Genomic DNA, 25,344 nt, shown 5'->3' on the forward strand with positions numbered 1-25,344 from the left:
CTCCCTACAACCGGGCGGCGTGGATCGCGCTCACGAGGATCGCGCGCGCGCCCAGCTCGTACAGGGCGTCCATGACGTGGTTCGTCTCGATCCTGGGGATCATCACGCGGACGGCCACCCACTCGGGATCGTGCAAGGGCGACACCGTGGGCGATTCGAACCCGGGCGCCGCGGCGGTCGCCGCCTCGAGCTTGGCCACGGGCACGTCGTAGTCGACGAGGACGTACTGGCGGGCGACGAGGACGCCCTGCAGCCGCCGCACCAGGGTCTGCGTGCCGGGCCGCTCCACGCCGGAGCCGATGAGCACGGCCTCGGAGTCGAGGATCACCGGGCCGAAGATGTCCAGGCCCGCCTTCCGCAGCGTCGACCCCGTGGAGACGACGTCGGCGACGGCGTCGGCCACGCCGAGCCGAACGGCCGACTCGACGGCGCCGTCGAGCTTCACGAGCTTCGCCGTCACGCCGTGGCGGGCGAGGAAGTCGCCGACCAGGCCGGGATAGCTCGTCGCGACGCGAACGTCCTCGAGGTCGGCGAGCTCGGCGTACGCGCCGGGCGGGCCCGCGAACCGGAAGGTCGAGTCGCCGAAGCCGAGCGGGGCGATCTCGACGGCCTCGCTGCCGGAGTCGAGCAGCAGGTCGCGCCCGGTGATGCCGACGTCGAGCGCGCCGGATCCCACGTAGGTCGCGATGTCGCGGGGACGGAGGTAGAAGAACTCGACCCCGTTGCGGGGGTCGGCGACCACGAGTTCGCGTGAGTCCCTGCGGCCGGTGTACCCGGCCTCGTGGAGCATCTGCGCGGCGGTCTCGGAGAGCGAACCCTTGTTGGGCACGGCGATTCGGAGCATTCCCTGGCTTTCGTGTCGACGGAACTGATCTGCGGTCATGGCGTGATCAGAGATGTCGGTACACGTCTGCAGGCGCCAGGCCCTTGGCGAGCATCAGCACCTGCAGGTGGTAGAGGAGCTGCGAGATCTCCTCCGCCGTCTCGTCGTCGCTCTGGTACTCGGCGGCCATCCAGACTTCGGCCGCCTCCTCGACGATCTTCTTCCCGATGGCGTGCACGCCGGCGTCGAGCTGACGAACGGTGCCGCTGCCCTCGGGGCGGGTACGGGCCTTGTCCTGGAGCTCGACGAAGAGGTCGTCGAAGGTCTTCACCCGTCCAGACTAGCGGGGTCGCGCCGGGGCTCGTGGCGGTGTGACGCGACCGCGGCGCGGAGTTCCGCGATCCGCTCCTCGGGAACGCCGCGATACACCGCGGACCCGGCGACGAACGTGTCGGCGCCGGCCTCCGCGGCGATCCCGATCGTGTCGACGGTGATCCCGCCGTCGACCTGGAGCCAGACGTCGAGTCCGGCCGCGGCCACCGCGTCCGCGACGCGGCGGAGCTTCGGCATCGTCTCGGAGATGAAGGACTGCCCGCCGAAGCCCGGCTCGACGGTCATGATGAGGACCTGATCGAACTCGGGCAGGAGGTCGAGGTAGGGCGCGGCATCCGTGCCCGGCTTCAGGGCGATGCCCGCGCGCGCGCCGATCGCCCGCAAGTGCCGAGCCAGCGCGACGGGCTCGTTCACCGCCTCGGCGTGGAAGGTCACGGACGCCGCGCCCGCCTCGGCGTAGCCGGGCGCCCAGCGGTCGGGGTCGTCGATCATGAGGTGCACGTCGAGCGGGATCGGACTCACCTGCTGGAGCCGCTGCACCATCGGCAGGCCGAAGGTGAGGTTCGGCACGAAGTGGTTGTCCATGATGTCCACGTGCACGAGGTCGGCGGTGCTGATCCGCCCGAGTTCCCGCTCGAGGTTCGCGAAATCGGCCGAGAGGATGCTCGGGTTGATGCGCGTCGCCATGCCGCAACCCTACCGGCGAGCGGCGACCGACTCAGCGCTTGCGCACGAGGGCGATGAACATCGCGTCGGTGCCGTGCCGGTGGGGCCACAGCTGCACCGCACGGCCGTCGCCGGCGAGGTCGAGCGGATGCCGCACCAGCCCCTGCACGACGGCGGCCGTGTCGAGCGCCTCCGCCGCGTCGCCCCATCGATCGAGCGCGCGGCCGAGCGTTCCGTGGGTCTCGGCGGTGTGCGGCGAGCACGTGACGTACGCGAGCACGCCGCCGGGGGCGAGCGCCGCGAACGCGGCATCCGCCAGTTCGCCCTGCAGCCGGGTCAGCTCGGCGACATCCGACGGCGACTTCCGCCACCGCGCCTCGGGACGGCGGCGCAGCGCGCCGAGGCCCGTGCACGGCGCATCGAGGAGGATCCGGTCGAAGCCGCGCTCGCCGCCGGGCGCGACGGGATCGAGCTCCCGGCCGTCGCCCACGAGGACCGGGACGTCGAGCGGGACGGGCGCGACCGCCTTCCGGACGAGCTCGGCCCGCGCGGGCACGACCTCGTTCGCGAGGAGCGAGGCGCCGGCGGCGAGCGCCTCGGCCGCGAGCAGCGCGGTCTTCCCGCCGGGGCCCGAGCACAGGTCGAGCCATCGTTCGCCCGCCCGCACCGGAGCGGCCCGGCTCAGGGCGAGTGCGGCGATCTGAGACCCCTCGTCCTGCACGCGGACCCGGCCCTCGTGTGCGGCGACGAGCTCGAACGGCGCGCCCGCGGTGAGGCCGGTCGGCGCGTAGCGATCGGGCTCACCGAGCTCCGCGGGATCGTCGGCGAGGCCGGGCAGGGCCACGAGGTTCACCCGCGGCGACGCATTGTCGGCCTCGAGGAGCGCGAGCAGTTCGTCGCCCCGGCCCTCGCGCTCCAGCGCGGCGCGGAGGGCTCGGATCACCCACACGGGGTGCGAGTGCACGGCCGCCAGTGCGGCGTCGGGCGAGTCGGCCTCCTCGGCGACGAGCTCGAGCCAGTCCGCTGGTTCGCGCCGCGAGACCGTGCGCAGCACGGCGTTCACGAACCCCGCCGCCGACGGCGCCACTCTGCGGGCGAGGGCGACGGACTCGTTCACCGCCGCATGCGTGGGAACGCGGGTGGCGAGCAGTTGGTGCGCACCGAGACGGAGCACGTCGAGCACCGGGGGGTCGATCGCGGCGACGTCGCGGCCCGCGGCCAGGGCGATGACGGCGTCGTATCTCCCGAGCAGGCGCAGCGTGCCGTAGGTCAGCTCGGTCGCGAGCGCGGCATCCGCCGGGCTCAGTCCGGCCCGCTCGATCCGCGTCGGCAGCAGCAGGTTCGCGTAGGCGTCGGAATCCCGGACCGCGGCGAGGACGTCATAGGCCACCAGGCGTGCCGGCGAGACCCGCTCGGGCCGAGGGCGGCCGCCCCCGCGACGATCCGAGCCTCGTCCCCGGCCTCGCCCAGCGCGGTCCGACCGCCCGGAGCGGCCGCTCCCCGACGTCGTCCCGCTCATCGCGCGTCCGCCCGCTCGACGCCCAGGCCGCGCCACCAGTCGGCCGCCGGCATGGCGCTGCGCCCGGCAGGCTGCACGCGCCGCAGCTCCATCGCGCCGTCGGCCGTGCCCGCGAGCAGTCGCTTGCGGTCGAGCCGGAGCTCGCCCGGCCCGAGTCGCGGCGCCTCGGCTGCGCCTGATGCGGGAGCCGCATCGAGCACCTTCAGCCGGGTGCCGTCGACCTCGGTGTGCGCGCCCGGCTCGGGCGTGACGCCGCGGATGCGGGCGTCGACCTCGGCGGTCGAGCGGGTCCAGTCGATCCGGCCGTCCTCGATCCCGAGCTTGGGCGCGAACGACGGCTCGCCCGCCTGCGGGGTCGCGACGGCGCTGCCGGCCGCGATCGCATCCACGACCTGCAGCACGAGCTCCGCCTCGGTCACGGCGAGCGATTCGAGCGCCGCACCGGCCGTCTCGCCCGGCTCGACCGGACGCGTGCGTGACGCGTACACGTCGCCCGCGTCGAGCTCGGGCACGAGCCGGAACACGCTCGCGCCGAGCTCGGCGTCGCCGGCGATGATCGCGCGCTGGACGGGTGCGGCGCCACGCCAGGACGGCAGTGCCGAGAAGTGCAGGTTGATCCAGCCGTGCGCCGGCATCGACAGGAGCGGCTCGCGGACCAGGCCGCCGTAGGCGACCACCACGCCGAGGTCGGGACGGAGCGCCGCGATGCGTCCGGTCGCCTCGGCGTCGAGCCGAACGGCGTCGATCACCGGGAGGCCCATGCGCTCGGCGGCCTGCGCGACGGGCGAAGGCGTCAGCACGCGCTTGCGGCCGAGCGGAGCAGGCGGCCGCGTCACGACGCCGACCACCTCGTGGCCGGACGCTTGGAGTCGTTCGAGGGTGGGCACGGCGACGGCGGGGGTTCCAGCGAACACGATCCGGAGGTGGGGCACACCCCATTGTCCCAGTGTCACGGGAGGTCGGGGTCGTCCATCCGGACCCGGACCACCGGCGGACGTCCGGGCCGACGCCCCGCGACCGGTCGCCGGCGCTCGGTCGCGGCGCGGATCGCCTCGCCCTTCAGCCGCTGGGCGACCTCGGCTCCGGCGCCGTAGCCGAATCGCACGATCGCCCGTTCGAGCGCCTCGTCGATCGGAGTGGGACCGAGCACGTCGACGCCGTCGATCGTGCCCACGCGTTCGAGCGCCGCGGCGAGGCGGTCGTGCGAGGACACGACCGACGCCATCCGAACCGCAGGAGGGAACCGGAGGGTGCGACGCGTCTCGAGCTCCTCGGCCGCCCAGGCGGGCTGCCGCCAGGTCGCGAGCGCGGTGCCGAGCGCGCCGCCGACGCCGACGAGGAACACAGGCGACCCGGGCGCCGCGAGCGCGGCGGCGTTCGACCACCAGCGCAGGCAGTCCTCGGCGACGCGCAACGACTCGCGGAGGAGCATCCGCTCGCCGTCGAGCAGCAGGACGGCTCGGTACCCGCCGTCGGCGATCGGCTCGGCGCCGCGCGTGGCCACGACGAGCTGCGGCTCGGCGCCGACGCGGAGGAGCGGCCGATCGCCGTCGGACACGACGACGCGCGAGCGCGGGAACGCCCGGCCGAGCTCCTCGGCGGTGCGCGTCGCGCCGACGACCGCCGCGCGCAGCTTCGTGCCCTCGCACACGCCGCACCGCCACGCCGTCGCGGCCGTTCCGCACAGCCCGCACGCCGCCGCGCCGCCCGTGCGCGGCACGACGAGCGCTCCCCCGCACGCCGCGCACCGCGCGGGCTCCCTGCAGCGGTCGCACACGAGCATCGGGGTGTGCCCGGGCCTGGCGACCTGCACGAGCACCGGGCCCTCCGCGACCGCGGCCTGCGCCTCGCGCCACGCCGCCGACGGGATCCGGGCGCCACCGCTCTCCGGCGCCGCCTGCTGCTCCGTGAGCACGACCCGCGGACGACCGCCGCGACGCAGCGGGACGTCGTGGACCCAGCCGAGCTCGACGAGCCGCTGCACCTCGACGCTCCGGCTGTGGGCGAGGAACAGCAGCGCGGCCCCGGACTGCTCCTGCCTGATGAGCGCGGCATCGCGACTGTGGACGCCCGGGGCGAGCGGCTCGGAGTGCAGGCCGTCGCCGTCGTCGACGACGACGATGAGCCCCAGGCGAGCGGCCGGCGCGTAGACCGTCGACCGGTTGCCGATGACGACGCGCGCCGCGTCGGCGGTGGCATCGAGGAACGCGCGGTACCGCGCGGGCCCCGTCTGCCGCGCATCCGTCCGCAGCACGCGACGCGGATCGACGAACTCGGCCAGCGCGGCCTCGAGCTGCTCCTGGTCGCGGTAGTCGGGCACGGCGACCACCGTCGAGCGGTCGTGGGCGAGCGCGTGCGCGGCCGCCCGCGCGACCGTGCGCGCCCAGCCGCCGACCCAGACACCCGAGTCCAGCTGCACCGGCCGGGCGTCGGCGGCAAGAGACATCCGTTCGCCCGCCGCGATGCCCTGCTCGACGCGGCCGGGCGCGTACCCGTCGATCGCCGCCGACGTCTCCGGCAGCGGGCCGGGATCGGGTTCGGCGGAACGCCACGCCCGCTCCGCACGCACGTAGCGCGGAGGGATGGCGATCCGCAGGATGTCGCTCGCGTTGCCGGCCGCCCGGTCGGCCGCCGCACGCGCGAGCCCCCACACGTCGGGCATGAGCGCCGGGACGTCGGAGACGACGTCGTCGATCTCGCTCAGCTCGCCCCGGTACTCCGAGCGCTCGACGAGCTCGACGATCCAGCCCTGGGCGATGCGCCCGCCCGACCGAAGCGGAACGCGCACCCTGACGCCGCGCGACGCGGCATCGGCGAGTCGCTCGGGGACGCGGTAGTCGAACAGCTGGTCGAGCTGCGGCAGCGGCGAGTCGACCAGGACGCGTGCCACCGACAGGTCGGTCACCTCGGCGCCCGCCCGTCGTGTCAGAGCCCGGCGGCCGAGCGGAGGTCGTCGACGCGGTCCAGCCGCTCCCACGTGAAGTCGGGCAGCTCGCGACCGAAGTGGCCGTACGTCGCCGTGTTCGCGTAGATGGGGCGGAGCAGGTCGAGGTCGCGGATGATCGCGGCCGGGCGCAGGTCGAACACCTCCCGGATCGCCTCGGTGATGCGCTCCTCCGGCAGGTGGCCCGTGCCGAAGGTCTCGACGTACAGGCCGACCGGCGCCGCCGCGCCGATCGCGTAGGCGACCTGCAGCTCGAGCCGATCGGCGAGGCCCGCGGCGACGGCGTTCTTGGCGACCCAGCGCATCGCGTACGCGGCGGAGCGGTCGACCTTCGACGGATCCTTGCCGCTGAAGGCACCGCCGCCGTGCCGGCTCGCGCCGCCGTACGTGTCGATGATGATCTTGCGACCGGTGAGCCCGGCATCGCCCTGCGGACCGCCGATCTCGAAGCGACCGGTCGGGTTGATGAGGACCCTGAGGTCGGGTCGCGCGAGCTCGACCCGGTCGAGCGTCGGACGGATCACGAGCTCCTCGACCTCGGCCCGCAGCTGTTCGGTGGACACCTTCGGCGAATGCTGCGTGGAGAGCACGACGGTCTCGATGGTGCGCGCCACCTGGCCCTCGTAGCCGACCGTGACCTGCGTCTTGCCGTCGGGGCGCAGGTAGTCGAGCTCGCCCTGCTTGCGGACCTCGGCGAGCCGCTCGGCGAGGCGGTGCGCGACCCAGATCGGCACGGGCATGAGCTCGGGGGTCTCGCGCACGGCGTACCCGAACATGATGCCCTGGTCGCCGGCCCCCTGGCGGTCGAGCTCGTCGAGGCTCGCGCGCTCGCGCGTCTCGAACGCGTCGTCGACGCCCTGCGCGATGTCGGGCGACTGCCCGCCGATCGAGACCGAGACGCCGCAGGAACGGCCGTCGAACCACACGTCGGACGAGTCGTAGCCGATCGAGGTGATCCGGTTGCGCACGATGGCGGGGATCTCGACGTATCCCTCGGTCGAGACCTCGCCGGCGACGTGCACGAGGCCCGTCGTCACGAGCGTCTCGACCGCGACGCGCGCCGTCGGGTCGACCGTCAGCAGCGCGTCGAGGATCGCGTCGGACACCTGGTCGCAGATCTTGTCGGGGTGACCCTCGGTGACGGACTCGGAGGTGAACTGGCGCAGTGCGCTCATCTGGGGTGGGTGTCCTTCGTGGTGGGCTCGGCGCCGGGCGCGATCCGCGCGGCGATGGCATCGAGGATGGCGTGCGCCACCGACATCTTGGTGCCGGATGCCTCTGCCGTGACGGTGTCGTCTGCTCCGATCACGCTCACGGCGTTCTCGTCGGCGGCGAAGCCGTGGTTCCAGCCGACGCGGTTGACGACGAGCAGGTCGGCCCCCTTCGCGCGGCGCTTCGCCCGCCCGAGCTCGAGGAGGCGCACGGGGTCGGACTCGGTCTCCGCCGCGAAGCCGACGAGCACCGTGCCGTCGTGCGGCGCGGCGCCGAGGCCTGCGAGGATGTCGGGGTTGCGGACGAGGTCGATCGACATGCGCTCCTGGCCGTCGACCTTCTTGATCTTCACGTCGCTCACGTCGGCCGGGCGGAAGTCGGCGACCGCGGCGGCCATCACGACCACGTCGGCGTCGCCGGCCGCGGAGGTCACGGCCTCCTGCAGCTCGAGCGCGGTCGAGACGGGCACCACGCGGCATCCGCCGGGTGAGGCGACCTCGAGGTTCGCGGCGATGAGCGTCACCTCGGCGCCGCGCGCGGCTGCCGCCTCGGCGATCGCCGCGCCCTGCTTGCCGCTCGAGCGGTTGCCGAGGAAGCGCACCGGGTCCAGGGGTTCGCGCGTGCCGCCGGCGGTCACCACGACCCGGCGACCGGCGAAGTCGTCACGGGCACCGGCGCCGAGGCCGTGCCGTGCCGCGACCTCGAGCGCCGCCGCGACGATGACGTCGGGCTCCTCGAGCCGGCCGGGGCCGCTGTCGGCGCCGGTGAGCTGGCCGACCGCCGGTCCGACGATCGTGACGCCGCGGTCGCGGAGCGTCGCGATGTTGGCCTGCGTCGCGGGATGCCGCCACATCTCGGTGTGCATCGCGGGAGCGACCACCACCGGCGCCTCGCTGGCGAGCACGGTGTTGCCGAGCAGGTCGTCGGCGAGGCCCGTGGCGAGCTTCGCGATGGAGTTCGCCGTCGCGGGCGCGATCACGATCAGGTCGGCCGCCTGGCCGATCGCGACATGGCGCACCTCGGCCACGCCCTCGAAGAGGTCGACGTGGACCGGGTTGCGCGAGATGGCCTCGAGCGTCGGGCGCCCGACGAACCGCAGCGCCGACTCGGTCGGAACGACGTGCACGTCGTGGCCCGCGAGGACCAGCGAACGCACCACCGACACGGCCTTGTACGCCGCGATGCCGCCGGTGATGCCGACGACGATGTTCAGCGGCATCCGGGCCTGCCGGCTACTCGCCGATCGGGCGGAGGCGCAGCTTGTCCTCGTTGACCTCGTGGAGTGCGACCGACAGGGGCTTGTCGTCGATCGACGAGTCGACCAGCGGGCCGACGTTGTCGAACAGGCTGCCCTCGTGCAGGTCGGCGTAGTAGTCGTTGATCTGGCGCGCCCGCTTGGAGGCGAAGATGACCAGCTGGTACTTCGAGTCGACCTTCGACAGCAGGTCGTCGATCGGCGGGTCGATGATGCCGGACAGCTTCTCAGCCATGGAGGGACTCCTTCAGGTGGGGCGCACGCCTGGTGCGCGGAAGATCGTGGCGCGAGGCAGGCTAACGCCGGCCCCGGCGAGGCCTCATCAAGTCTACGACCTTTTGCGCGGCCTCGCGGACCTCGTGGTTGACGACCTGGTGGTCGAACTCCTCCACGGCCGCGAGTTCGACCTTGGCGGTCTCGAGACGGCGCTGCTGCTCGGCGGGGCTCTCGGTGCCGCGCCCGACGAGCCGCCGCACCAGTTCATCCCACGTCGGCGGGAGCAGGAACACGAGCGTCGCCTCGGGCATCGCCCGGCGGACGGAGCGCGCGCCCTGGATGTCGATCTCGAGCAGGACGCTGCTGCCCGTGGCGATCGCCTCCTCGACGGGGCCGCGCGGAGTGCCGTACCGGTACGCGTTGTGCACGGTCGCCCATTCGAGCAGCTCGCCGTCCGCGATCATCCGATCGAACTCGTCGTCGGAGACGAAGAAGTAGTGCTCGCCCTCGACCTCGCCCGGCCGCGGTGCGCGCGTCGTGGCCGACACGGACAGCTTCACCTCGGGGTGGTGCTCGCGGATGTAGCCCGCGACGGTGCCCTTGCCGACCGCGGTCGGACCCGCGAGCACGACGAGCCGGTCGCCGGTGCCGCCGTGGTCGGCGATCCAACCGGCGGTGAACTCGCGCAACCGCCGTCGCTGCAGGCGGCCGAGGCCACCGAGCCGCTTGGAGTTCGCGATCTGCAGCTCCTCCATGATCCGCGTGCACTTGGTCTGCCCGATGGCCGGGATCGACGTGAGGAACTCCGAGACGCGAAGCCGCCCCTCGACGCCCTCCGGGTCGTCGTAGGCGACCCTCAGCACGTCGAGCGGGCTGCGCGCGCCGGCGGCGACGTCGTGCTTGACCGCGGCGCGGGCGCGTCGGGCGGCGACCGCGGCACGCGATGCGGCGACCCGGTCGACCTCGGGCGGGGCGGATGCCACGGCGCGATCAGACATCGAGCGCCCCCACCTCGTCGGCGCGTCGCGCGATCGCGTCCGCGATACCGTCGGGACCGGCGGCGAGCAGTCCCCGGCTGTCGGTCAGGATCGCCCCGGGGGCGAGCGAGCCCAGCCGTGCCGGGACGTCGCGGAGCTCGCCGCCCTGGAAGCCGATCCCGGGAACCAGCACGGGCACCCGCGGACGGGCGTCGCTCGAGACGTCGATGCCGAACTCCTCGGGCACGATCGTGGCGCCGAGCACGACGCCGACCGAGCCGAACGGGCGCTCGTCGGCGCCGTCGCGGCTCCGGTTCCAGGCGTCCACGCCCGACACGATCGCACCGGCCACCGACGAGCCCTCGCGGCTCGACCCCTGCAGCACGGCCTGCTGGATCGCCGCCGCCTCGGGGTTCGAGGTCGCCGCGACGACGAACAGGCCGGCCTGCGCGGCCTCCGCCTGGCGCATCACGCCCTCGATGGAGCCGAGGCCCTGGTAGGCGTAGATCGTCATGGCGTCGGCGCGCAGCGACGATCCGTGCGAGAGCCACGCCTCGCCGTACGCCTCCACGGTCGAGCCGATGTCGCCGCGCTTGACGTCGGCGATCACGAGGAGGCCCGCGTCGCGGGCGAGCTCGAGCACCCGCTCGAGGGCGACGTAGCCGGCCGAACCGTGGCGTTCGAAGAACGACACCTGCGGCTTGACGATCCCGACCCGCCCGGCGGCGGCATCCACCACCCGGAGCCCGAACTCGCGAACGCCCGCCCCGGAGTCCGGGAGCCCCCACTCGTCGAGGAGCCAGGCGTGCGGGTCGACGCCCACGCAGAGGCGCCCGCGCGTGCCGAATGCCGCGTCGAGGCGTTCGCCGAACGAGGCGGGGCCGTTCACTCGGCGACCTCTCCGGCGCGGCGGCGCGCATACTCCTGCAGGCTCGTGACCTCGAAGCCACCGTCGTTCACGTCGAGGGACGCGACCGCGGCCGAGAGCTCCGCGATGGTGGTGAACAGCGGGATGTCCGCCGCGACCGCAGCGGCACGGATCTCGTAGCCGTCGGCGCGCGCCGAGCGACCGCTCGGCGTGTTCACGACCACGTCGATCTCGCCGCGGTGGATCAGCTCCACGACCGAGGTCGCGTCCTCGCCCTGCTTCTCGCTGTACTTCAGCACCACGTCGGCCCCGATGCCGTTGCGACGGAGCACCTCTGCCGTGCCCTCGGTCGCCACGAGGTCGTAGCCGAGCTGCTGCATCCGGAGCACCGGGAGGATGATCGCGCGCTTGTCGCGGTCGGAGACCGAGACGAACACGCGACCCGACAGCGGCATCCCGCCGTACGCGGCGAGCTGGCTCTTCGCGAACGCGCGCGGGAAGTCGCGGTCGATGCCCATGACCTCGCCGGTCGAGCGCATCTCGGGGCCGAGCACCGAGTCGACCATGATGCCCTCGCGGGTGCGGAACCGGTGGAACGGCAGCACGGCCTCCTTGACGGCGACCGGCGCGTCGAGCGGCACCCTCGAGCCGTCGACCTCGGGCAGCAGCCCCTCGGCGACGAGGTCGCGGATCGAGTCGCCGACCATGATGCGGGACGCCGCCTTCGCGAGCGGGATGCCGAGCGCCTTCGAGACGAACGGCACCGTGCGACTCGCGCGCGGGTTCGCCTCCAGCACGTAGAGCACGCCCGCCGCGACCGCGAACTGCACGTTGAGGAGGCCCCGCACGCCGACGCCCTCCGCGATCGCGCGCGTCGCCGCGCGCACCCGGTCGACCTCGGCACGACCGAGCGTGACCGGCGGGAGCGTGCAGCTCGAGTCGCCCGAGTGGATGCCGGCCTCCTCGATGTGCTCCATGACGCCGCCGACGTAGAGCTCGGTGCCGTCGTAGAGCGCGTCGACGTCGATCTCGATGGCGTCGTCGAGGAAGCGGTCGACGAGCAGCGGATGGGTCGGGCCCACGATGCCCTGGTCCTCGATGCGAGCGAAGTAGTCGACGAGGGAGGGCGTGTCGTACACGATCTCCATGCCGCGGCCGCCGAGCACGAAGCTCGGGCGCACGAGCACCGGGTAGCCGATCTGCTCGGCCACCTGCACGGCGCCCGCGAGCTCGGTCGCGGTGCCGTTGCGCGGGGCCAGCAGGCCCGCACCGTCGAGGATGGCGGAAAACTGCCCGCGCTCCTCGGCGAGGTCGATCGCGTCGGGCGTGGTGCCGAGGATCGGCACGCCGGCGGCCTCGAGCCCCTTCGCGAGCCCGAGCGCGGTCTGGCCGCCGAGCTGGACGACGACGCCCACGAGCTCGCCCGACTGCGACTCGGCGTGGATCACCTCGAGCACGTCCTCGAGCGTGAGCGGCTCGAAGTACAGCCGATCGCTCGTGTCGTAGTCGGTCGAGACCGTCTCGGGGTTGCAGTTGATCATGATCGTCTCGTACCCGGCCTCGGAGAGCGCGAACGACGCGTGCACGCACGAGTAGTCGAACTCGACGCCCTGGCCGATGCGGTTCGGACCGGAGCCGAGGATGACGACCTTCCGACGGTCGCTCGGCGCGACCTCGGTCTCGAGGTCGTAGCTCGAATAGTGGTACGGGGTGAGCGCCGGGAACTCGCCCGCGCACGTGTCGACGGTCTTGAACACCGGACGGACGCCGAGGATGTGGCGGACCTCGCGCGCGTCGGCCTCGCCGAAGCCGCGGAGCTGGCCGATCTGCGCGTCCGAGAACCCGTGGTCCTTCGCGAGGAGCAGGGTGTCGGTGTCGAGGGCGTCGGCGCCGGCGATCCGCTCGGCGACCTCGTTGATGAGCACGATCTGGTCGAGGAACCACGGGTCGATCTTCGTGGCCTCGAAGGCCTGCTCGATCGACGCGCCCTTCCGGAGCGCCTGCTGGACGAGCACGATCCGGCCGTCGGTCGGCACCGAGGCCTCCTCGAGCAGTTCGTCGACCGAGCGCGACTCGTCGCCCCAGTGGAAGCTCGATCCGCGCTTCTCCAGAGAGCGCAGCGCCTTCTGCAGCGCCGTCGTGTAGTTCCGGCCGATCGCCATGGCCTCGCCGACCGACTTCATGGTCGTCGTCAGCGTCGGGTCGGCGGCGGGGAACTTCTCGAACGCGAACCGCGGCACCTTCACGACGACGTAGTCGAGCGTCGGCTCGAACGACGCCGGCGTCACCTTCGTGATGTCGTTCGGGATCTCGTCGAGGCGGTAGCCGATCGCGAGCTTCGCCGCGATCTTCGCGATCGGGAAGCCCGTGGCCTTCGACGCGAGCGCCGAGGACCGCGAGACGCGCGGGTTCATCTCGATGACGATCACACGCCCGTCGGCGGGGTCGACCGCGAACTGGATGTTGCAGCCGCCCGTGTCGACGCCGACGGCGCGGATGATGTCGATGCCGATGTCGCGGAGCTTCTGGTACTCGCGGTCGGTCAGCGTGAGCGCGGGCGCGACCGTGATCGAGTCGCCCGTGTGCACGCCGACGGGGTCGACGTTCTCGATCGAGCAGACGACGACGGTGTTGTCGGCCGTGTCGCGCATGAGCTCGAGCTCGTACTCCTTCCAGCCGAGGATGGACTCCTCCAGGAGCACCTCGGTCGTCGGCGAGTCGTGCAGGCCCTGCGTCACGATGCGGACGAGGTCCTCCTCGGTGTAGGCGAAGCCCGAGCCGAGGCCGCCCATCGTGAACGACGGTCGGACCACGAGCGGGTAGCCGAGGTCGAGCGCGAACTCCTTCGCCTGCTCGAGCGTCGTGGCGACGTGCGAGCGGGCGACGTCGGCGCCGGCCTCGATGACGAGGTCCTTGAAGAGCTGGCGGTCCTCGCCCTTGCGGATCGCGTCGACCTTGGCGCCGATGAGCTCGACGCCGTGCTTGTCGAGGATCCCGGCGTCGTGCAGGGCGATCGCGGCGTTCAGCGCGGTCTGGCCGCCGAGCGTCGGCAGCACGGCGTCCGGCTTCTCCTTGACGATGATCGACTCGATCACCTCGGGGGTGATCGGCTCGACGTACGTCGCGTCGGCGAAGCCGGGGTCGGTCATGATCGTGGCCGGGTTCGGGTTCACGAGGATGACCCGGACGCCCTCCGCCCGGAGGACGCGGCAGGCCTGGGTGCCCGAGTAGTCGAACTCGGCGGCCTGCCCGATGACGATCGGGCCCGACCCGATGACGAGGACGGAGTTGATGTCGTCGCGCTTGGGCATTACTTCCCGGCCTCCTGGCTGTCGTCGGTGGTCCTGTTCGCGATGACCATGTCGCGGAAGCGGTCGAAGAGGTAGTTGGCGTCGTGCGGGCCGGCCGCCGACTCCGGGTGGTACTGGACCGAGAACGCGGGGATGTCGAGGCAGTTCAGACCCTCGACGACGTCGTCGTTGAGGTCGACGTGGCTGACCTCGACGCGGCCGAAGCCCTGGCTCGACTCGCTGACGGCGTCGGTCGGCGCCGCGACGGCGAAGCCGTGGTTGTGCGCGGTGATCTCCACCCGGCCGGTCGCCCGGTCGAGCACCGGCTGGTTGATGCCGCGGTGCCCGAACGGCAGCTTGTACGTGTCGAAGCCGAGCGCGCGCCCGAGCAGCTGGTTGCCGAAGCAGATGCCGAAGTACGGCAGGCCGGCGCGGAGCGCCGAGCGGAGGAGCTCGACGTGACGCTCGGACGCGCTCGGGTCGCCGGGGCCGTTCGAGAAGAACAGCGCGTCGGGTTCGAGCGCGAGCACGTCGTCGACCGTGACCGTCTGCGGGAGCACGTGCACGTCGAAGCCCCGCTCGGCGAGGTAGTTCAGCGTCGACGTCTTCACGCCGAGGTCGAGCACGGCGACCGAGCCGACGCGCTCGCCCGTCGCGGGCAGCGTGTAGCGCTCGCCCGTCGAGACCGCCCCGGACAGGTTGCGGCCCGTCATCTGCTCGCCGGACTGCACCAGGTCGAGCTGCTCGCCGGGCGAGAGGTGCGCCTCCTCGCCGGAGAAGACGCCCGCGCGCATCGCCCCGAGCGAGCGGATGTGCCGCGTGACCGCGCGCGTGTCGATGCCGCTGATGCCGACGACGCCGGCCGCGGCGAGGTCGTCGTCGAGGCTCCGCTGGGAGCGGAAGTTCGACACGACCCGGGATGGGTCGCGCACGACGAAGCCCGCGACCCAGATGCGTGCGGACTCCATGTCCTCGTCGTTCATGCCCGTGTTGCCGATGTGCGGCGCGGTCATGAGCACGATCTGGCCGGCGTACGACGGGTCGGTCAGCGTCTCCTGGTAGCCGGTCATCCCGGTCGCGAACACGGCCTCGCCGAGCGTGCGCCCGCGGGCGCCGTAGGCGCGGCCCTCGTACCGGGTGCCGTCCTCCAGCACGAGCACGGCTCTGGTGAGGTCGATCGCAGCGGCGGGCGCCTGCTCGTCGACGGTGGTCGGGGTCTCAGTCATCCGAGGCCTCGCTCTCCTCTGCTTCCGGCTGCGGCGCCTCGGGCGCCGCAGCGATCTCGTTCACGGCGGCCACGAACCGGGCGGAATCGCCCGGGTACCGGCACCGAAGGTAGCTGTCGACCCGCGTCGGAACCTCGGGCTCCGATCGGTCGTCGACCATCCAGGTGAGGGCCACGAGGCCCTCGGGCTCGACCCCGCGATCGATCGCGTAGGTCGCCGTCCCGGCGGCCGCGATGCGGTCGGCCGGGATGAAGCTCGCCAGCTCGCCCGCGATGCGGAGGAGCACGCCCTTGCGGTGCACCTCGACGCGCGCCGAGCCGCGGAAGGCGAGGCCCTCGACGGCGAGCCGCTCGAGGGGGTCGCCCTCCGGGGTCGTCGCGACGTAGAGCGCCTCGATCTCCAGCGTGGTGGTGCCGGGGTCGGCGGGCGGCCCGTAGGCGGCGAGGGTCTCGTCGCGCACCGTGCGACGGCGCCAGGAGCGCCACATCAGCCAGGCGGCCACGGCGACGATCGCGATCGCGACGAGCGCGCCGATCCATCGGTTATCCACGCGCGCTCCCCTCGGGACGACGGGCGGATGCCGCGGCGACCTCGGCGGCGGGCCGGACCGCGCCGTCGAGCACCGTCGGCACGCCGCGGTGGAACGTCGCGACGACGCGCCCGGGGAGCGTGCGTCCGAGGTAGGGCGAGTTGACGCTGCGTCCGGCGAGCCGGTCGACGCCGAAGTCCGCGGTCGCGCTCGGGTCGAGGAGGGTGAGCTCTGCGGCCGAGCCGGTCGCGACGGGCTCGCCGTGGCCTCGCAGGCGGCCGATCCGCGCGGGCGTCGCGGAGAGCACCCGCGCGACGTCGGCCCAGCCCATCCGGCCGGAGTCGACCATGGTCTGCTGGACCACGGACAGCGCCGACTCGAGGCCGACCATGCCGTTCGCGGCGGCGTCCCACTCGCACTCCTTCGCCTCGACCGGGTGCGGTGCGTGGTCGGTCGCGACGATGTCGATCGTGCCGTCGGCCAGGGCCGCGCGGAGCGCGTCGACGTCCTCCTGGCGGCGCAGCGGCGGGTTGACCTTGTAGCGGGGGTCGTACCCGGCGACGAGGTCCTCGGTGAGCAGCAGGTGGTGCGGCGTGACCTCGGCGGTGACGTCGATGCCGCGGGCCTTCGCCCAGCGGATCACCTCGACCGACCCGGCCGTCGAGACGTGGCACACGTGCAGGCGCGACCCGACGTGCTCGGCGAGGAGCACGTCGCGCGCGATGATCGACTCCTCGGCGACCGCGGGCCAGCCGGCCAGGCCGAGCTCGCCCGAGAGCGCGCCCTCGTTCATCTGCGCGCCCTGGGTGAGACGAGGCTCCTGCGCGTGCTGGGCGATGACGCCGTCGAACGCCTTGACGTACTCGAGGGCCCGGCGCATGAGGAGCGGGTCGAAGACGCAGAAGCCGTCGTCGCTGAAGACGCGCACGCCGGCGCGCGAGGCGGCCATGGCGCCGAGCTCGGCGAGCTGCTCGCCCTTCAGCCCGACGGTGACGGCGCCGATCGGCTGCACGGTCGCGTAGCCCGCGGCCTCGCCGAGCGTGAGCTCCTGCTCGACGACGCCCGCCGTGTCGGCGACGGGGAACGTGTTCGCCATGGCGAACACGGCCGTGAAGCCGCCGGCCGCGGCCGCACGGGTGCCCGTGAGCACGGTCTCGCTCTGCTCGTAGCCCGGCTCGCGGAGGTGCGTGTGGAGGTCGACGAGCCCGGGCAGGGCGACCAGCCCGTCGGCGTCGACGACCGTCGCGCCCGCGGCATCCGCCACCGTGCCGACGTCTGCGATGCGCCCGTCGTCGAGCAGGATGTCGGCGCGCTCGCCCGTGGGCAGGGTCGCGCCGCGGATCAGGAACGACTCGCTCATCGGGACTCACCCCGTTCGCCGGACAGCAGCAGGTAGAGGGCGGCCATTCTCACTGATACTCCGTTCGCGACCTGCTCGCGCACCGTCGACTGCGTGGAGTCGGCGGCGCGGGCGGCGATCTCGAGCCCGCGGTTCATCGGGCCCGGATGCATGACCATCGTAGTCTCGGGAAGCTGGGCGAACCGGTGGTCGTCCAGCCCCCAGGTGCGCGCGTATTCGCGGCTGTTCGGGAAGAACGCTCCGTGCATGCGCTCCGCCTGGATGCGGAGCATCATGACGACGTCGGGTCCGGTGGCGAGTGCTCGGTCGAGGTCGTACTCGATCGCGGCGGGCCAGCCGGACACGTCGACGGGCACGAGCGTCGGCGGCGCCACGAGCGTGACGTCGGCGCCGAGCGTCTCGAGGAGCCACACGTTCGAGCGGGCGACCCGCGAGTGCAGGACGTCGCCGACGATCACGACCCGCACGCCGTCGAGGTCGCGGCCGCGCGAGGCCGCGCCGTGGAGGCGGCGGCGCATCGTGAAGGCGTCGAGCAGTGCCTGGGTGGGGTGCTCGTGGGTGCCGTCGCCGGCGTTCACGACGCCCGCGTCGATCCATCCGCTCGTGGCGAGCGTGAGGGGCGCACCCGAGGCGGGGTGGCGGATCACGACGCCGTCGGCGCCCATCGCCTGCAGCGTCTGCGCCGTGTCCTTCAGCGATTCGCCCTTGGAGACGCTCGAGCCCTTGGCGCTGAAGTTGATGACGTCGGCCGAGAGCCGCTTCGCGGCGGCCTCGAACGAGATGCGCGTGCGCGTGGAGTCCTCGAAGAAGAGGTTCACGACGGTGCGGCCGCGGAGCGTGGGCAGCTTCTTGACCTCGCGCTCCTGGACGGCGGCCATGTCCTCGGCGACGTCGAGCAGGGCGATGGCGTCGTCGCGCGACAGGTCGCGCGTGCTGAGCAGGTGCCTCACTCGTCACCGCCCTCGATCGTGACGGCGTCGTCGCCGTCGACCTCGGCCAGGTGCACGTTGATGCGCTCGCGGGTCGAGCTCGGCAGGTTCTTGCCGACGTAGTCCGCGCGGATCGGGAACTCGCGGTGGCCGCGGTCGACGAGCACCGCGAGGCGCACCGCGCGGGCGCGGCCGAGGTCGGCGAGCGCGTCGAGGGCGGCGCGGATGGTGCGGCCCGAGTACAGCACGTCGTCGACGAGCACCACGACCCGGCCGTCGATGCCGTCGCCCGGCACCTCGGTCGGGTGGGTGGCGCGCACGGGGTTGCGGCCGAGGTCGTCGCGGTACATCGTCACGTCGAGCGCCCCGGTGGGCACGTCGACGCCGGCGATCCGGGACACGATCCGGGCGAGTCGCTCGGCCAGCGCCACGCCGCGCGTGGGAATGCCGAGGAGGACGAGATCGTCGGCGCCGCGATTGGCTTCGAGGATCTCGTGGGCGATACGGGTCAGCGCCCGCTCGAGGTCTGCCTGCTGGAGCACGGTGCGCACAGCGATGCGGACTCCCTTCTCCGCCTCACGGGACGGGCTTCAAGGTTGTCGGTCGCTCGATCCTACCAGCGACCTCCCGCTCCTCCGTCGCGTCGACCCCGGACGCGGCGGAGGGGCGGGGCGCAGCGCGCCTCGCCCCTCCGCCGTCGGTCGGGATCGCCGTCCTCACCGCGTACCGGGCCGGCTGCGCAGGACCCGGGAGGCGATGACGAGCGCCGCGGCCACGAGCACGACGTTCTTCGCCACGTACTGGCCGAGGAGCGTCGGGCCGGCGGCCGTGACCAGCTGGTCGGTGAAGAACACGATCGGCGAGAAGATGCCGACGAATGCGACCGCGAGGACCAGGAGCCCGAGGCGCGCGAACACGCCCGAGATGAGCGCGACGCCCGCGACCGTCTCGATGACGGCGGTGAGCACGAGCGCAAGGTGCCCTCCCACCGCGCCGAACGTGAGCACGCCCCACGTCGCCTCGACGAGCGGCTCGACGGGACTCGCGCCCGGGACGAACTTCAGGGCGCCGAACACGACGAACACGGCGCCGAGCGCGACGCGCAGGGCGGGGATGCTCCACCGCTCGAGGAGGGCCTTGAGTGCGCCCTCGGCGTCGGCGAGGCGTGCGGAGGGCGACCGGTGGTCGGCCGCTCGACGCGTACCGGCCTGCGGGAAGCCGTGCGCGGAGATGGTGGTCATGACGAGGTGCTCCTTCCAGAGCGGAGGTCGGGTGCCGGGTGACGGATGCCGCGGAATGCGACGTCTCCCAGTGAACGTCCGCCCGCGTGCCCGCGGATCAGTGCCCGCTCGGGAAGGCGCGGAGGGACATCCCCGTTTCCGGGCGGGTGCGCGCCCCGGCCGCTCCTCCGGGTCCGCCCGCAGCCGTCCCCCGTCCGGGGGATCCTCCGTTCGACGGCTGGCCACGGCATCTCCCCGCGTGCTGCAATGGCGCATGGCCGACGTCATGATCGCCGTGATGCCCTTCGCCGGGCACGTCGCTCCGCTCGCGGCCGTCGCCGCGGCGTTCGTCGAGGCGGGCCACGACGTCCGCGTCTACACGGGTCGGGCCTACGCCGACCGGTTCGCCGCACTCGGCGCCGAGCCCGTACCTTGGTCGGCGGCTCCCGACTTCGACGAGCTCGACCTCGCCGCGACCTTCCCCGCCCTCCGGGGCCGCAAGGGTCCGCGACAGCTGCTGGCGAACGTCGAGCACCTGTTCGTCGGGACCGGGGCGGCGCAGGGCGACGACCTCGTCGAGGCGTACGAGGAGCGACCCTGGGACGTGATCGTCGCCGACAACCTCAGCCTGGGTACGCACTTCGCCGCCGAACGCACCGGCACGCCATCGGTCACGGTGAGCATCGTGCCCCTCTCGATCCCCACGCCCGAGCTCCCGCCGCCGATCCTCCCGCTGCGGCCGGCCGCCGGTCCGCTCGGGAGGCTCCGCGATCGCATCCTCCACGCGGCGCTCGCCCTGTCGACACGTGGCATCCGGCGCGCCTACGACGCGCAGCGCGCGGCATCCGGCCTGCCGCCCACCGATGCGCCGCTCGACGCGGCGTGGCACTCCCCCGACCTTGTCTGCGCGTCGGGCGTTCCGCAGCTCGAGTTCCCGCGGAGCGGTTGGCCGGTGCGCGTCGAGTTCGTCGGCGCGCTCGCACCGACGGGCTCCATCCGGCCCAAGCCCCCCGGCTGGTGGGCGGAGCTGCCCGACGACCGTCCCATCGTGCACGTGACGCAGGGGACGCTCAACGTCCACCCGGACGACCTCATCCGGCCCGCGTTCGCAGCACTCGGCCGGCAGCCCGTCTCGGTCGTCGCGACGACCGGCCGCGCCGACGCGCCCGACCTGCCGTTCGCGGCGCCGCCGAACGCCTACGTCGCCGGACTCGTCGACTACGCGGCGCTCCTCCCCCGGACCGATGCGATGATCACGAACGGCGGATGGGGCGGCGTGCTCGCCGCGCTCGCGCACGGCATCCCCCTCATCGTCGCCGGCGGCGACATCGACAAGCCCGTGATCGCGACACGCGTCGCGTGGGCGGGCGCGGGGATCGACCTGCGGACGGGTCGTCCCGCGGCGAGGTCGATCCTGCGCGCGTGGCGACGGCTGTCGACCGACTCCGGCTATCGGGAGCGCGCCGTGGCGATCGGTCGCGAACTGCGCGCGCACGACGGGCCGCGGGAGGTCGTCGAGCACACGATGGCGCTCGTCGAGCGCCGCCGTGCGACGCGGACGGACGAGCCCGCGACCTGACGGCCGCGGTGCGGCGCCGCCGGTGCCTCAGCGCTTGGCGTGCGAGACGGCCGCGAGCAGTCCGTTGACGAAGCCTGCCGAGTCGTCGGTCGAGAGCACCGTCGCGGCCTCGACCGCCTCGGAGATCGCGACCGGGTCGGGGACCTCGTCGTTGTACACGATCTCCCAGACGCCGATCCTCAGCAGGGCGCGGTCGACCGCGGGCATGCGCTCGAGCGTCCAGCCGCGGGAATGCGTGGTGATCAGTTCGTCGATCTCGTCGCGGTGGTCGACGATGCCGTCGACGATCTCGCGTGCGTACAGCCACGACGCCTGCCGCTCGGGCTCGTTCACGGCCCGCTCGGCCTCGGCGACGAGGACCTGCTCGACCGGGACCTGGCGCATGTCGGCCGAGTAGAGCATGTCGAGGGCGCGCTTGCGCGCCTTCGTACGGGCGCTCACTAGTCGTTCACGCGGCCGAGGTAGTCGCCCGAGCGGGTGTCGACCTTGACCTTGGTGCCGGTCTCGAGGAACAGCGGGACCTGGATCTCGTAGCCGGTCTCGACGGTCGCCGCCTTGGTACCGCCGGTCGAGCGGTCGCCCTGCAGGCCCGGCTCGGTGTAGGTGATCTCGAGCACGACCGACGCGGGGAGCTCGATGTAGAGCGGGTTGCCGTTGTTCAGCGCGATGGTGACCGACTGGTTCTCGAGCATGAAGTTCGCGGCGTCGCCGACGACGACCGCCGGGACCGTGAGCTGGTCGTAGTCGGTGGCGTCCATGAACACGAAGCCGTCGCCGTCGTTGTACAGGTACGTGAAGTCGCGACGGTCGACGTTCTCGATGTCGACCTTGGCACCCGCGTTGTACGTCTTGTCGACGACCTTGCCGGTCACGACGTTCTTCAGCTTGGTGCGCACGAACGCACCGCCCTTGCCGGGCTTGACGTGCTGGAACTCGACGACGCTCCAGAGCTGGCCGTCGATGTTCAGGACGACGCCGTTCTTGATGTCAGCGGTGGATGCCATGGAAGTGCTTTCCGTTCGATGGAGGGAAGTCTGCGGGCACGCCGAAGGGCATGCGACTGATCGAGTGTAGTCGACTCAGCTGGGCGGTCGCAGGAGCCAGTCGACCGCGAGGCGGTACGAGTCCGACCCGAACCCGGCGATCACGCCGGAGGCGACGGCGGAGATCACGCTGGTGTGGCGGAAGGTCTCGCGCGCGTGCGGATTCGACAGGTGCACCTCCACGAGCGGCACGCCCGCGGTCTTCAGCTGGGCGGCCGCGTCGCGGAGCGCGTAGCTGTAGTGGGTGAACGCGGCGGGGTTGAGGACGACCGGCACGCGGCGATCGACGGCCTCGTGGAGCCACCCGATGAGTTCGCCCTCGTCGTCCGTCTGGCGCACCTCGATCACGACGTCGTCGGGAACGGACTCCCGGAGGCTCGCCCCGATGTCCGCGAGCGTCTCCGAGCCGTACACCTCGGGTTCGCGCGTGCCCAGTCGGCCGAGGTTCGGTCCGTTGAGGACGAGGATCGTGGTCATGCCCGAAGCCTAGCGGCGCGGCATCCGCCGCCTCGCCCGTCGCGGTTCAGGACGCGATCTCCTGGTACGCCGCGAACAGCAGCGACTGGTCTGGCGCGAGCATCACGGTGGGCTTGCCGAGGTCGTCCAGGACGATGAACCGCAGCTGCCCGGCGCGGGCCTTCTTGTCGCGCTGCATGGTCGCGAGGAGGGTGTTCCAGCGCCCCGCGGGGTACGACGTCGGCAGGCTCAGCAGGTCGAGCACGCGCTTGTGCCGATCGGCCACCTCGTCGGAGAGCCGCCCGGAGAGCCGGCCGAGCTCGGCCGCGAAGGCCATCCCGACCGCGACGGCCGCGCCATGGCGCCACTGGTAGCGCTCGGCGTGCTCGACCGCGTGGCCGAGCGTGTGGCCGTAGTTGAGGATCTCGCGGAGCCCCTGCTCGGTGAAGTCCTCGCTGACGACGTCGGCCTTCATCCGGACCGCCAGTTCCACCACGCGGCGGAACTCGGGCGTACCGGGGTCGGTCGCGACATCCGGGTCGGCCTCGATGACGTCGAGGATCTCGGGGTAGCGGATGAAGCCGGCCTTCACGATCTCGGCGAAGCCCGCGAGGATCTCGTTCCTCGGCAGCGTGTCGAGCACCTCGAGGTCGCACAGCACCTCGGCCGGGGCGTGGAAGGCGCCGACCAGGTTCTTGCCCTCGTTCGTGTTGATGCCCGTCTTGCCGCCGACCGCCGCGTCGACCATGCCGAGCACCGTCGTCGGAACCTGCACGATGCGGACGCCGCGGAGCCAGGTCGCCGCGACGAAGCCCGCCAGGTCGGTGATCGCTCCCCCGCCGAAGCCGACGATCACGTCGGTCCTGGTGAAGTCGGCCTGACCGAGGATCTGCCAGCAGAACGCCGCGACCTCGACCCGCTTGGCCTGCTCGGCGTCGGGGACCTCCGCGAGGAGCACCTCGAACCGGTCGGCGAGCGACTCCCGCAGCGCCGTCGCACGCGCCCCGAGGGTGGCCGGGTGCACGACGAGCACCTTGCGCGCAGATGCTCCGATCGCGTCGCCGAGCCCGTCGAGCACTCCGCGCCCGATCCGCACGTCGTAGCCGGCGTCGCCTCCGACCCGGATCACCGTCGCCTCGTGCTCGCTCATGCGCGTCCTCCAGCCCACTCGGTGATCTCCGCGACGATCCTCGCGACCGAGCGACGCGTGGTGTCGATGCTGAGGCCGGCGACCTCGTCGTACAGGGGGCGGCGCTCCTCGCGGATCCGGGTCCACCGCTCGAGCCCGCCGTCGGCGAGCAGGGGCCGCGTGCCTCCGGTGAGCCGCGGCGCCACGGCCTCCGGGCTGACGTCCAGCCGGACGACGGCGAGGCCGGCGAGGTCGGCGCGCGTGTCCGCGTCGAGCACGGCGCCCCCGCCGAGCGAGACGACGGCCTGCTCGCGGAGCGCCTCGGCCACGACCTCGCGCTCGATCGCCCGGAAGTACGCCTCGCCCTCGCGAGCGAAGATCTCCTCGATGGGGCCGTGGCGATCGACGATCCGGTGGTCGGTGTCGACGAACGGCGCGCCGACGGCCGACGCGAGCCTCGCGCCGACGCGCGACTTGCCGGAGCCCATGGGGCCGACGAGCACGATCGGGAGCGGGATCGCCCCCGAGTCGCCCGGCACCGACCTCGGAGCGGACGGCTCAGGCACGGATCGCGCCGTCGGCGACCTCGCTCGCGAGCGCGTCGGGGATCGCCGCGAGGTAGGCGTCGAGGTTGCGCCGGGTCTCGACGACCGAGTCGCCGCCGAACTTCTCGAGCACGGCGTTCGCGAGGGTCAGCGCGACCATCGCCTCGGCGACCACGCCCGCCGCGGGGACGGCGCACACGTCGGAGCGCTGGTGGTGAGCCGGGGCCGGCTCGCCGGTCGCGACGTCGATCGTGGGGAGGGCGTGCGGGACGGTCGCGATGGGCTTCATGCCTGCGCGCACGCGAAGCACGGTGCCCGTGGACATGCCGCCTTCGGTGCCGCCGGCGCGGTCGCTCGCCCGCACGATCCGGCCGTCGGCGAGGTGCAGTTCGTCGTGCGCGGCCGAGCCGCGTCGGGTGGTCGTGAGGAAGCCGTCGCCGACCTCGACGCCCTTGATGGCCTGGATGCCCATGAGCGCCGCGGCGAGCTGGGCGTCGAGGCGGCGGTCCCAGTGCACGTGCGAGCCGAGCCCGGGCGGCAGGCCGTAGGCGAGGACCTCGACGACGCCGCCGAGCGTGTCGCCGTCCTTGTGCGCCGAGTCGACCTCGGCGACCATCCGCTCGCTCGTCGCCGCGTCGAAGCAGCGCAGCGGGTCGGCGTCGAGCCGGTCGACGTCGGACGGCATCGGCAGCTCGCTGCCCTCGGGGACCTGGACGGGACCGATCGCGACCGTGTGCGACACGAGGCGGATGCCGAGCTCGGCGAGGAACGACCGCGCGACCGCCCCGAGGGCGACGCGCGCGGCGGTCTCGCGCGCGCTCGCGCGCTCGAGCACCGGTCGGGCCTCGTCGAAGCCGTACTTCTGCATGCCGACGAGGTCGGCGTGCCCCGGCCGCGGGCGAGTGAGCGGCGCACCGCGTCCTCGTCCGAGCGCCTCGGCGTCGACCGGCTCGGGGCTCATCACCTGCTGCCACTTGGGCCATTCGGTGTTCCCGATCCGCAGCGCCACGGGGCTGCCGAGGCTGAGGCCGTGCCGCACGCCGCCCGAGACGGCGAGCTCGTCCTGCTCGAACTTCATGCGCGCGCCTCGGCCGTAGCCGAGCTTGCGGCGCGCCAGGTCGGCGCGGATGTCATCGAGGGAGACGGGGATGCCTGCGGGGAGGCCTTCGAGGATCGCGACGAGTTCGGGGCCGTGCGATTCCCCGGCGGTGAGCCAACGGAGCAT

25 protein-coding genes are annotated in these 25,344 nt (G+C 72.9%); 1 reads left to right on the top strand and 24 read right to left on the bottom strand.

The window, feature by feature from the left end; genetic code table 11:
- Positions 1–4: 4 nt before the first annotated feature.
- The 18 genes from hisG to ACFVHK_RS11685 form a co-directional block, all read right to left on the bottom strand.
- Complete coding sequence (gene hisG, locus ACFVHK_RS11600) at positions 5–844, bottom strand: ATP phosphoribosyltransferase (RefSeq protein ID WP_129233326.1); 840 nt, start codon at positions 842–844, stop codon at positions 5–7.
- A gap of 46 nt (positions 845–890) precedes the next feature.
- Positions 891–1,154, bottom strand: coding sequence for a phosphoribosyl-ATP diphosphatase (locus tag ACFVHK_RS11605; RefSeq protein WP_129233314.1), 264 nt, complete (start codon positions 1,152–1,154; stop codon positions 891–893).
- Entirely contained in the window at positions 1,151–1,843 is a 693-nt protein-coding gene (rpe, locus tag ACFVHK_RS11610; RefSeq protein ID WP_376928941.1) for a ribulose-phosphate 3-epimerase, read from the bottom strand. Before rpe ends, ACFVHK_RS11605 begins: the two co-directional genes overlap by 4 nt.
- Before the next feature lie 31 nt (positions 1,844–1,874).
- On the bottom strand, positions 1,875–3,341 hold the full coding sequence (locus ACFVHK_RS11615) for an RsmB/NOP family class I SAM-dependent RNA methyltransferase (RefSeq protein WP_376928942.1): 1,467 nt from the start codon (positions 3,339–3,341) through the stop codon (positions 1,875–1,877).
- Positions 3,338–4,273, bottom strand: a complete 936-nt coding sequence (gene fmt / locus ACFVHK_RS11620; protein ID WP_376928943.1) for a methionyl-tRNA formyltransferase — start codon at positions 4,271–4,273, stop codon at positions 3,338–3,340. The genes ACFVHK_RS11615 and fmt overlap by 4 nt, the downstream gene beginning before the upstream one ends.
- Positions 4,274–4,290: 17 nt before the next feature.
- Positions 4,291–6,246: a primosomal protein N' family DNA-binding protein gene (locus tag ACFVHK_RS11625; RefSeq protein ID WP_376928944.1), complete on the bottom strand. Its 1,956-nt coding sequence runs from the start codon at positions 6,244–6,246 to the stop codon at positions 4,291–4,293.
- A gap of 20 nt (positions 6,247–6,266) precedes the next feature.
- Positions 6,267–7,460 (bottom strand): methionine adenosyltransferase, encoded by a 1,194-nt coding sequence (gene metK / locus ACFVHK_RS11630; RefSeq protein WP_129235783.1) that lies wholly within the window; start codon positions 7,458–7,460, stop codon positions 6,267–6,269.
- Complete coding sequence (gene coaBC / locus ACFVHK_RS11635) at positions 7,457–8,710, bottom strand: bifunctional phosphopantothenoylcysteine decarboxylase/phosphopantothenate--cysteine ligase CoaBC (protein ID WP_376929118.1); 1,254 nt, start codon at positions 8,708–8,710, stop codon at positions 7,457–7,459. Before coaBC ends, metK begins: the two co-directional genes overlap by 4 nt.
- Positions 8,711–8,729: 19 nt before the next feature.
- A complete protein-coding gene (rpoZ, locus tag ACFVHK_RS11640; protein ID WP_092669843.1) occupies positions 8,730–8,987 on the bottom strand; it encodes a DNA-directed RNA polymerase subunit omega in 258 nt (85 codons plus the stop codon).
- 61 nt (positions 8,988–9,048) lie between these two features.
- A complete protein-coding gene (gene gmk, locus ACFVHK_RS11645) occupies positions 9,049–9,966 on the bottom strand; it encodes a guanylate kinase (RefSeq protein WP_376928945.1) in 918 nt (305 codons plus the stop codon).
- Complete coding sequence (gene pyrF, locus ACFVHK_RS11650; RefSeq protein WP_376928946.1) at positions 9,959–10,834, bottom strand: orotidine-5'-phosphate decarboxylase; 876 nt, start codon at positions 10,832–10,834, stop codon at positions 9,959–9,961. Before pyrF ends, gmk begins: the two co-directional genes overlap by 8 nt.
- Positions 10,831–14,124, bottom strand: a complete 3,294-nt coding sequence (gene carB, locus ACFVHK_RS11655) for a carbamoyl-phosphate synthase large subunit (RefSeq protein WP_376928947.1) — start codon at positions 14,122–14,124, stop codon at positions 10,831–10,833. Before carB ends, pyrF begins: the two co-directional genes overlap by 4 nt.
- Positions 14,124–15,329: a glutamine-hydrolyzing carbamoyl-phosphate synthase small subunit gene (gene carA, locus ACFVHK_RS11660; protein ID WP_207207020.1), complete on the bottom strand. Its 1,206-nt coding sequence runs from the start codon at positions 15,327–15,329 to the stop codon at positions 14,124–14,126. The genes carB and carA overlap by 1 nt, the downstream gene beginning before the upstream one ends.
- Positions 15,322–15,879, bottom strand: coding sequence for a PH-like domain-containing protein (locus ACFVHK_RS11665; protein WP_376928948.1), 558 nt, complete (start codon positions 15,877–15,879; stop codon positions 15,322–15,324). The genes carA and ACFVHK_RS11665 overlap by 8 nt, the downstream gene beginning before the upstream one ends.
- The gene (locus tag ACFVHK_RS11670) at positions 15,872–17,218 is read right to left on the bottom strand and encodes a dihydroorotase (RefSeq protein ID WP_376928949.1); all 1,347 of its coding nucleotides are present in this window, start codon (positions 17,216–17,218) and stop codon (positions 15,872–15,874) included. The genes ACFVHK_RS11665 and ACFVHK_RS11670 overlap by 8 nt, the downstream gene beginning before the upstream one ends.
- Positions 17,215–18,168 carry an aspartate carbamoyltransferase catalytic subunit gene (locus tag ACFVHK_RS11675; RefSeq protein ID WP_376928950.1) on the bottom strand — a complete coding sequence of 318 codons (954 nt, stop codon included), beginning with the start codon at positions 18,166–18,168 and terminating at the stop codon, positions 17,215–17,217. The genes ACFVHK_RS11670 and ACFVHK_RS11675 overlap by 4 nt, the downstream gene beginning before the upstream one ends.
- Positions 18,165–18,704, bottom strand: a complete 540-nt coding sequence (gene pyrR / locus ACFVHK_RS11680; protein ID WP_376929119.1) for a bifunctional pyr operon transcriptional regulator/uracil phosphoribosyltransferase PyrR — start codon at positions 18,702–18,704, stop codon at positions 18,165–18,167. Before pyrR ends, ACFVHK_RS11675 begins: the two co-directional genes overlap by 4 nt.
- A 159-nt stretch (positions 18,705–18,863) precedes the next feature.
- Positions 18,864–19,388 carry a DoxX family membrane protein gene (locus ACFVHK_RS11685; RefSeq protein ID WP_376928951.1) on the bottom strand — a complete coding sequence of 175 codons (525 nt, stop codon included), beginning with the start codon at positions 19,386–19,388 and terminating at the stop codon, positions 18,864–18,866.
- 253 nt (positions 19,389–19,641) lie between these two features.
- Here ACFVHK_RS11685 and ACFVHK_RS11690 point away from each other — a divergent pair, with 253 nt between their 5' ends.
- A complete protein-coding gene (locus ACFVHK_RS11690; RefSeq protein ID WP_376928952.1) occupies positions 19,642–20,946 on the top strand; it encodes a nucleotide disphospho-sugar-binding domain-containing protein in 1,305 nt (434 codons plus the stop codon).
- A 27-nt stretch (positions 20,947–20,973) separates the two neighbouring features.
- Here ACFVHK_RS11690 and nusB read toward each other — a convergent pair whose 3' ends face one another.
- The 6 genes from nusB to aroC all read right to left on the bottom strand — a co-directional run bounded on the left by nusB (position 20,974) and on the right by aroC (position 25,344).
- The gene (nusB, locus tag ACFVHK_RS11695) at positions 20,974–21,387 is read right to left on the bottom strand and encodes a transcription antitermination factor NusB (RefSeq protein ID WP_129235662.1); all 414 of its coding nucleotides are present in this window, start codon (positions 21,385–21,387) and stop codon (positions 20,974–20,976) included.
- Entirely contained in the window at positions 21,387–21,950 is a 564-nt protein-coding gene (efp, locus tag ACFVHK_RS11700) for an elongation factor P (RefSeq protein ID WP_129235661.1), read from the bottom strand. Before efp ends, nusB begins: the two co-directional genes overlap by 1 nt.
- A 75-nt stretch (positions 21,951–22,025) precedes the next feature.
- A complete protein-coding gene (locus ACFVHK_RS11705) occupies positions 22,026–22,466 on the bottom strand; it encodes a type II 3-dehydroquinate dehydratase (RefSeq protein WP_376928953.1) in 441 nt (146 codons plus the stop codon).
- Positions 22,467–22,512: 46 nt separating this feature from the next.
- Complete coding sequence (gene aroB, locus ACFVHK_RS11710; protein WP_376928954.1) at positions 22,513–23,595, bottom strand: 3-dehydroquinate synthase; 1,083 nt, start codon at positions 23,593–23,595, stop codon at positions 22,513–22,515.
- Positions 23,592–24,140 (bottom strand): shikimate kinase, encoded by a 549-nt coding sequence (locus tag ACFVHK_RS11715; RefSeq protein WP_376928955.1) that lies wholly within the window; start codon positions 24,138–24,140, stop codon positions 23,592–23,594. The genes aroB and ACFVHK_RS11715 overlap by 4 nt, the downstream gene beginning before the upstream one ends.
- On the bottom strand, positions 24,133–25,344 hold the full coding sequence (gene aroC, locus ACFVHK_RS11720; protein ID WP_129235468.1) for a chorismate synthase: 1,212 nt from the start codon (positions 25,342–25,344) through the stop codon (positions 24,133–24,135). The genes ACFVHK_RS11715 and aroC overlap by 8 nt, the downstream gene beginning before the upstream one ends.

Source organism: Agromyces binzhouensis (assembly GCF_042672355.1).
Lineage (GTDB): Bacteria > Actinomycetota > Actinomycetes > Actinomycetales > Microbacteriaceae > Agromyces > Agromyces binzhouensis.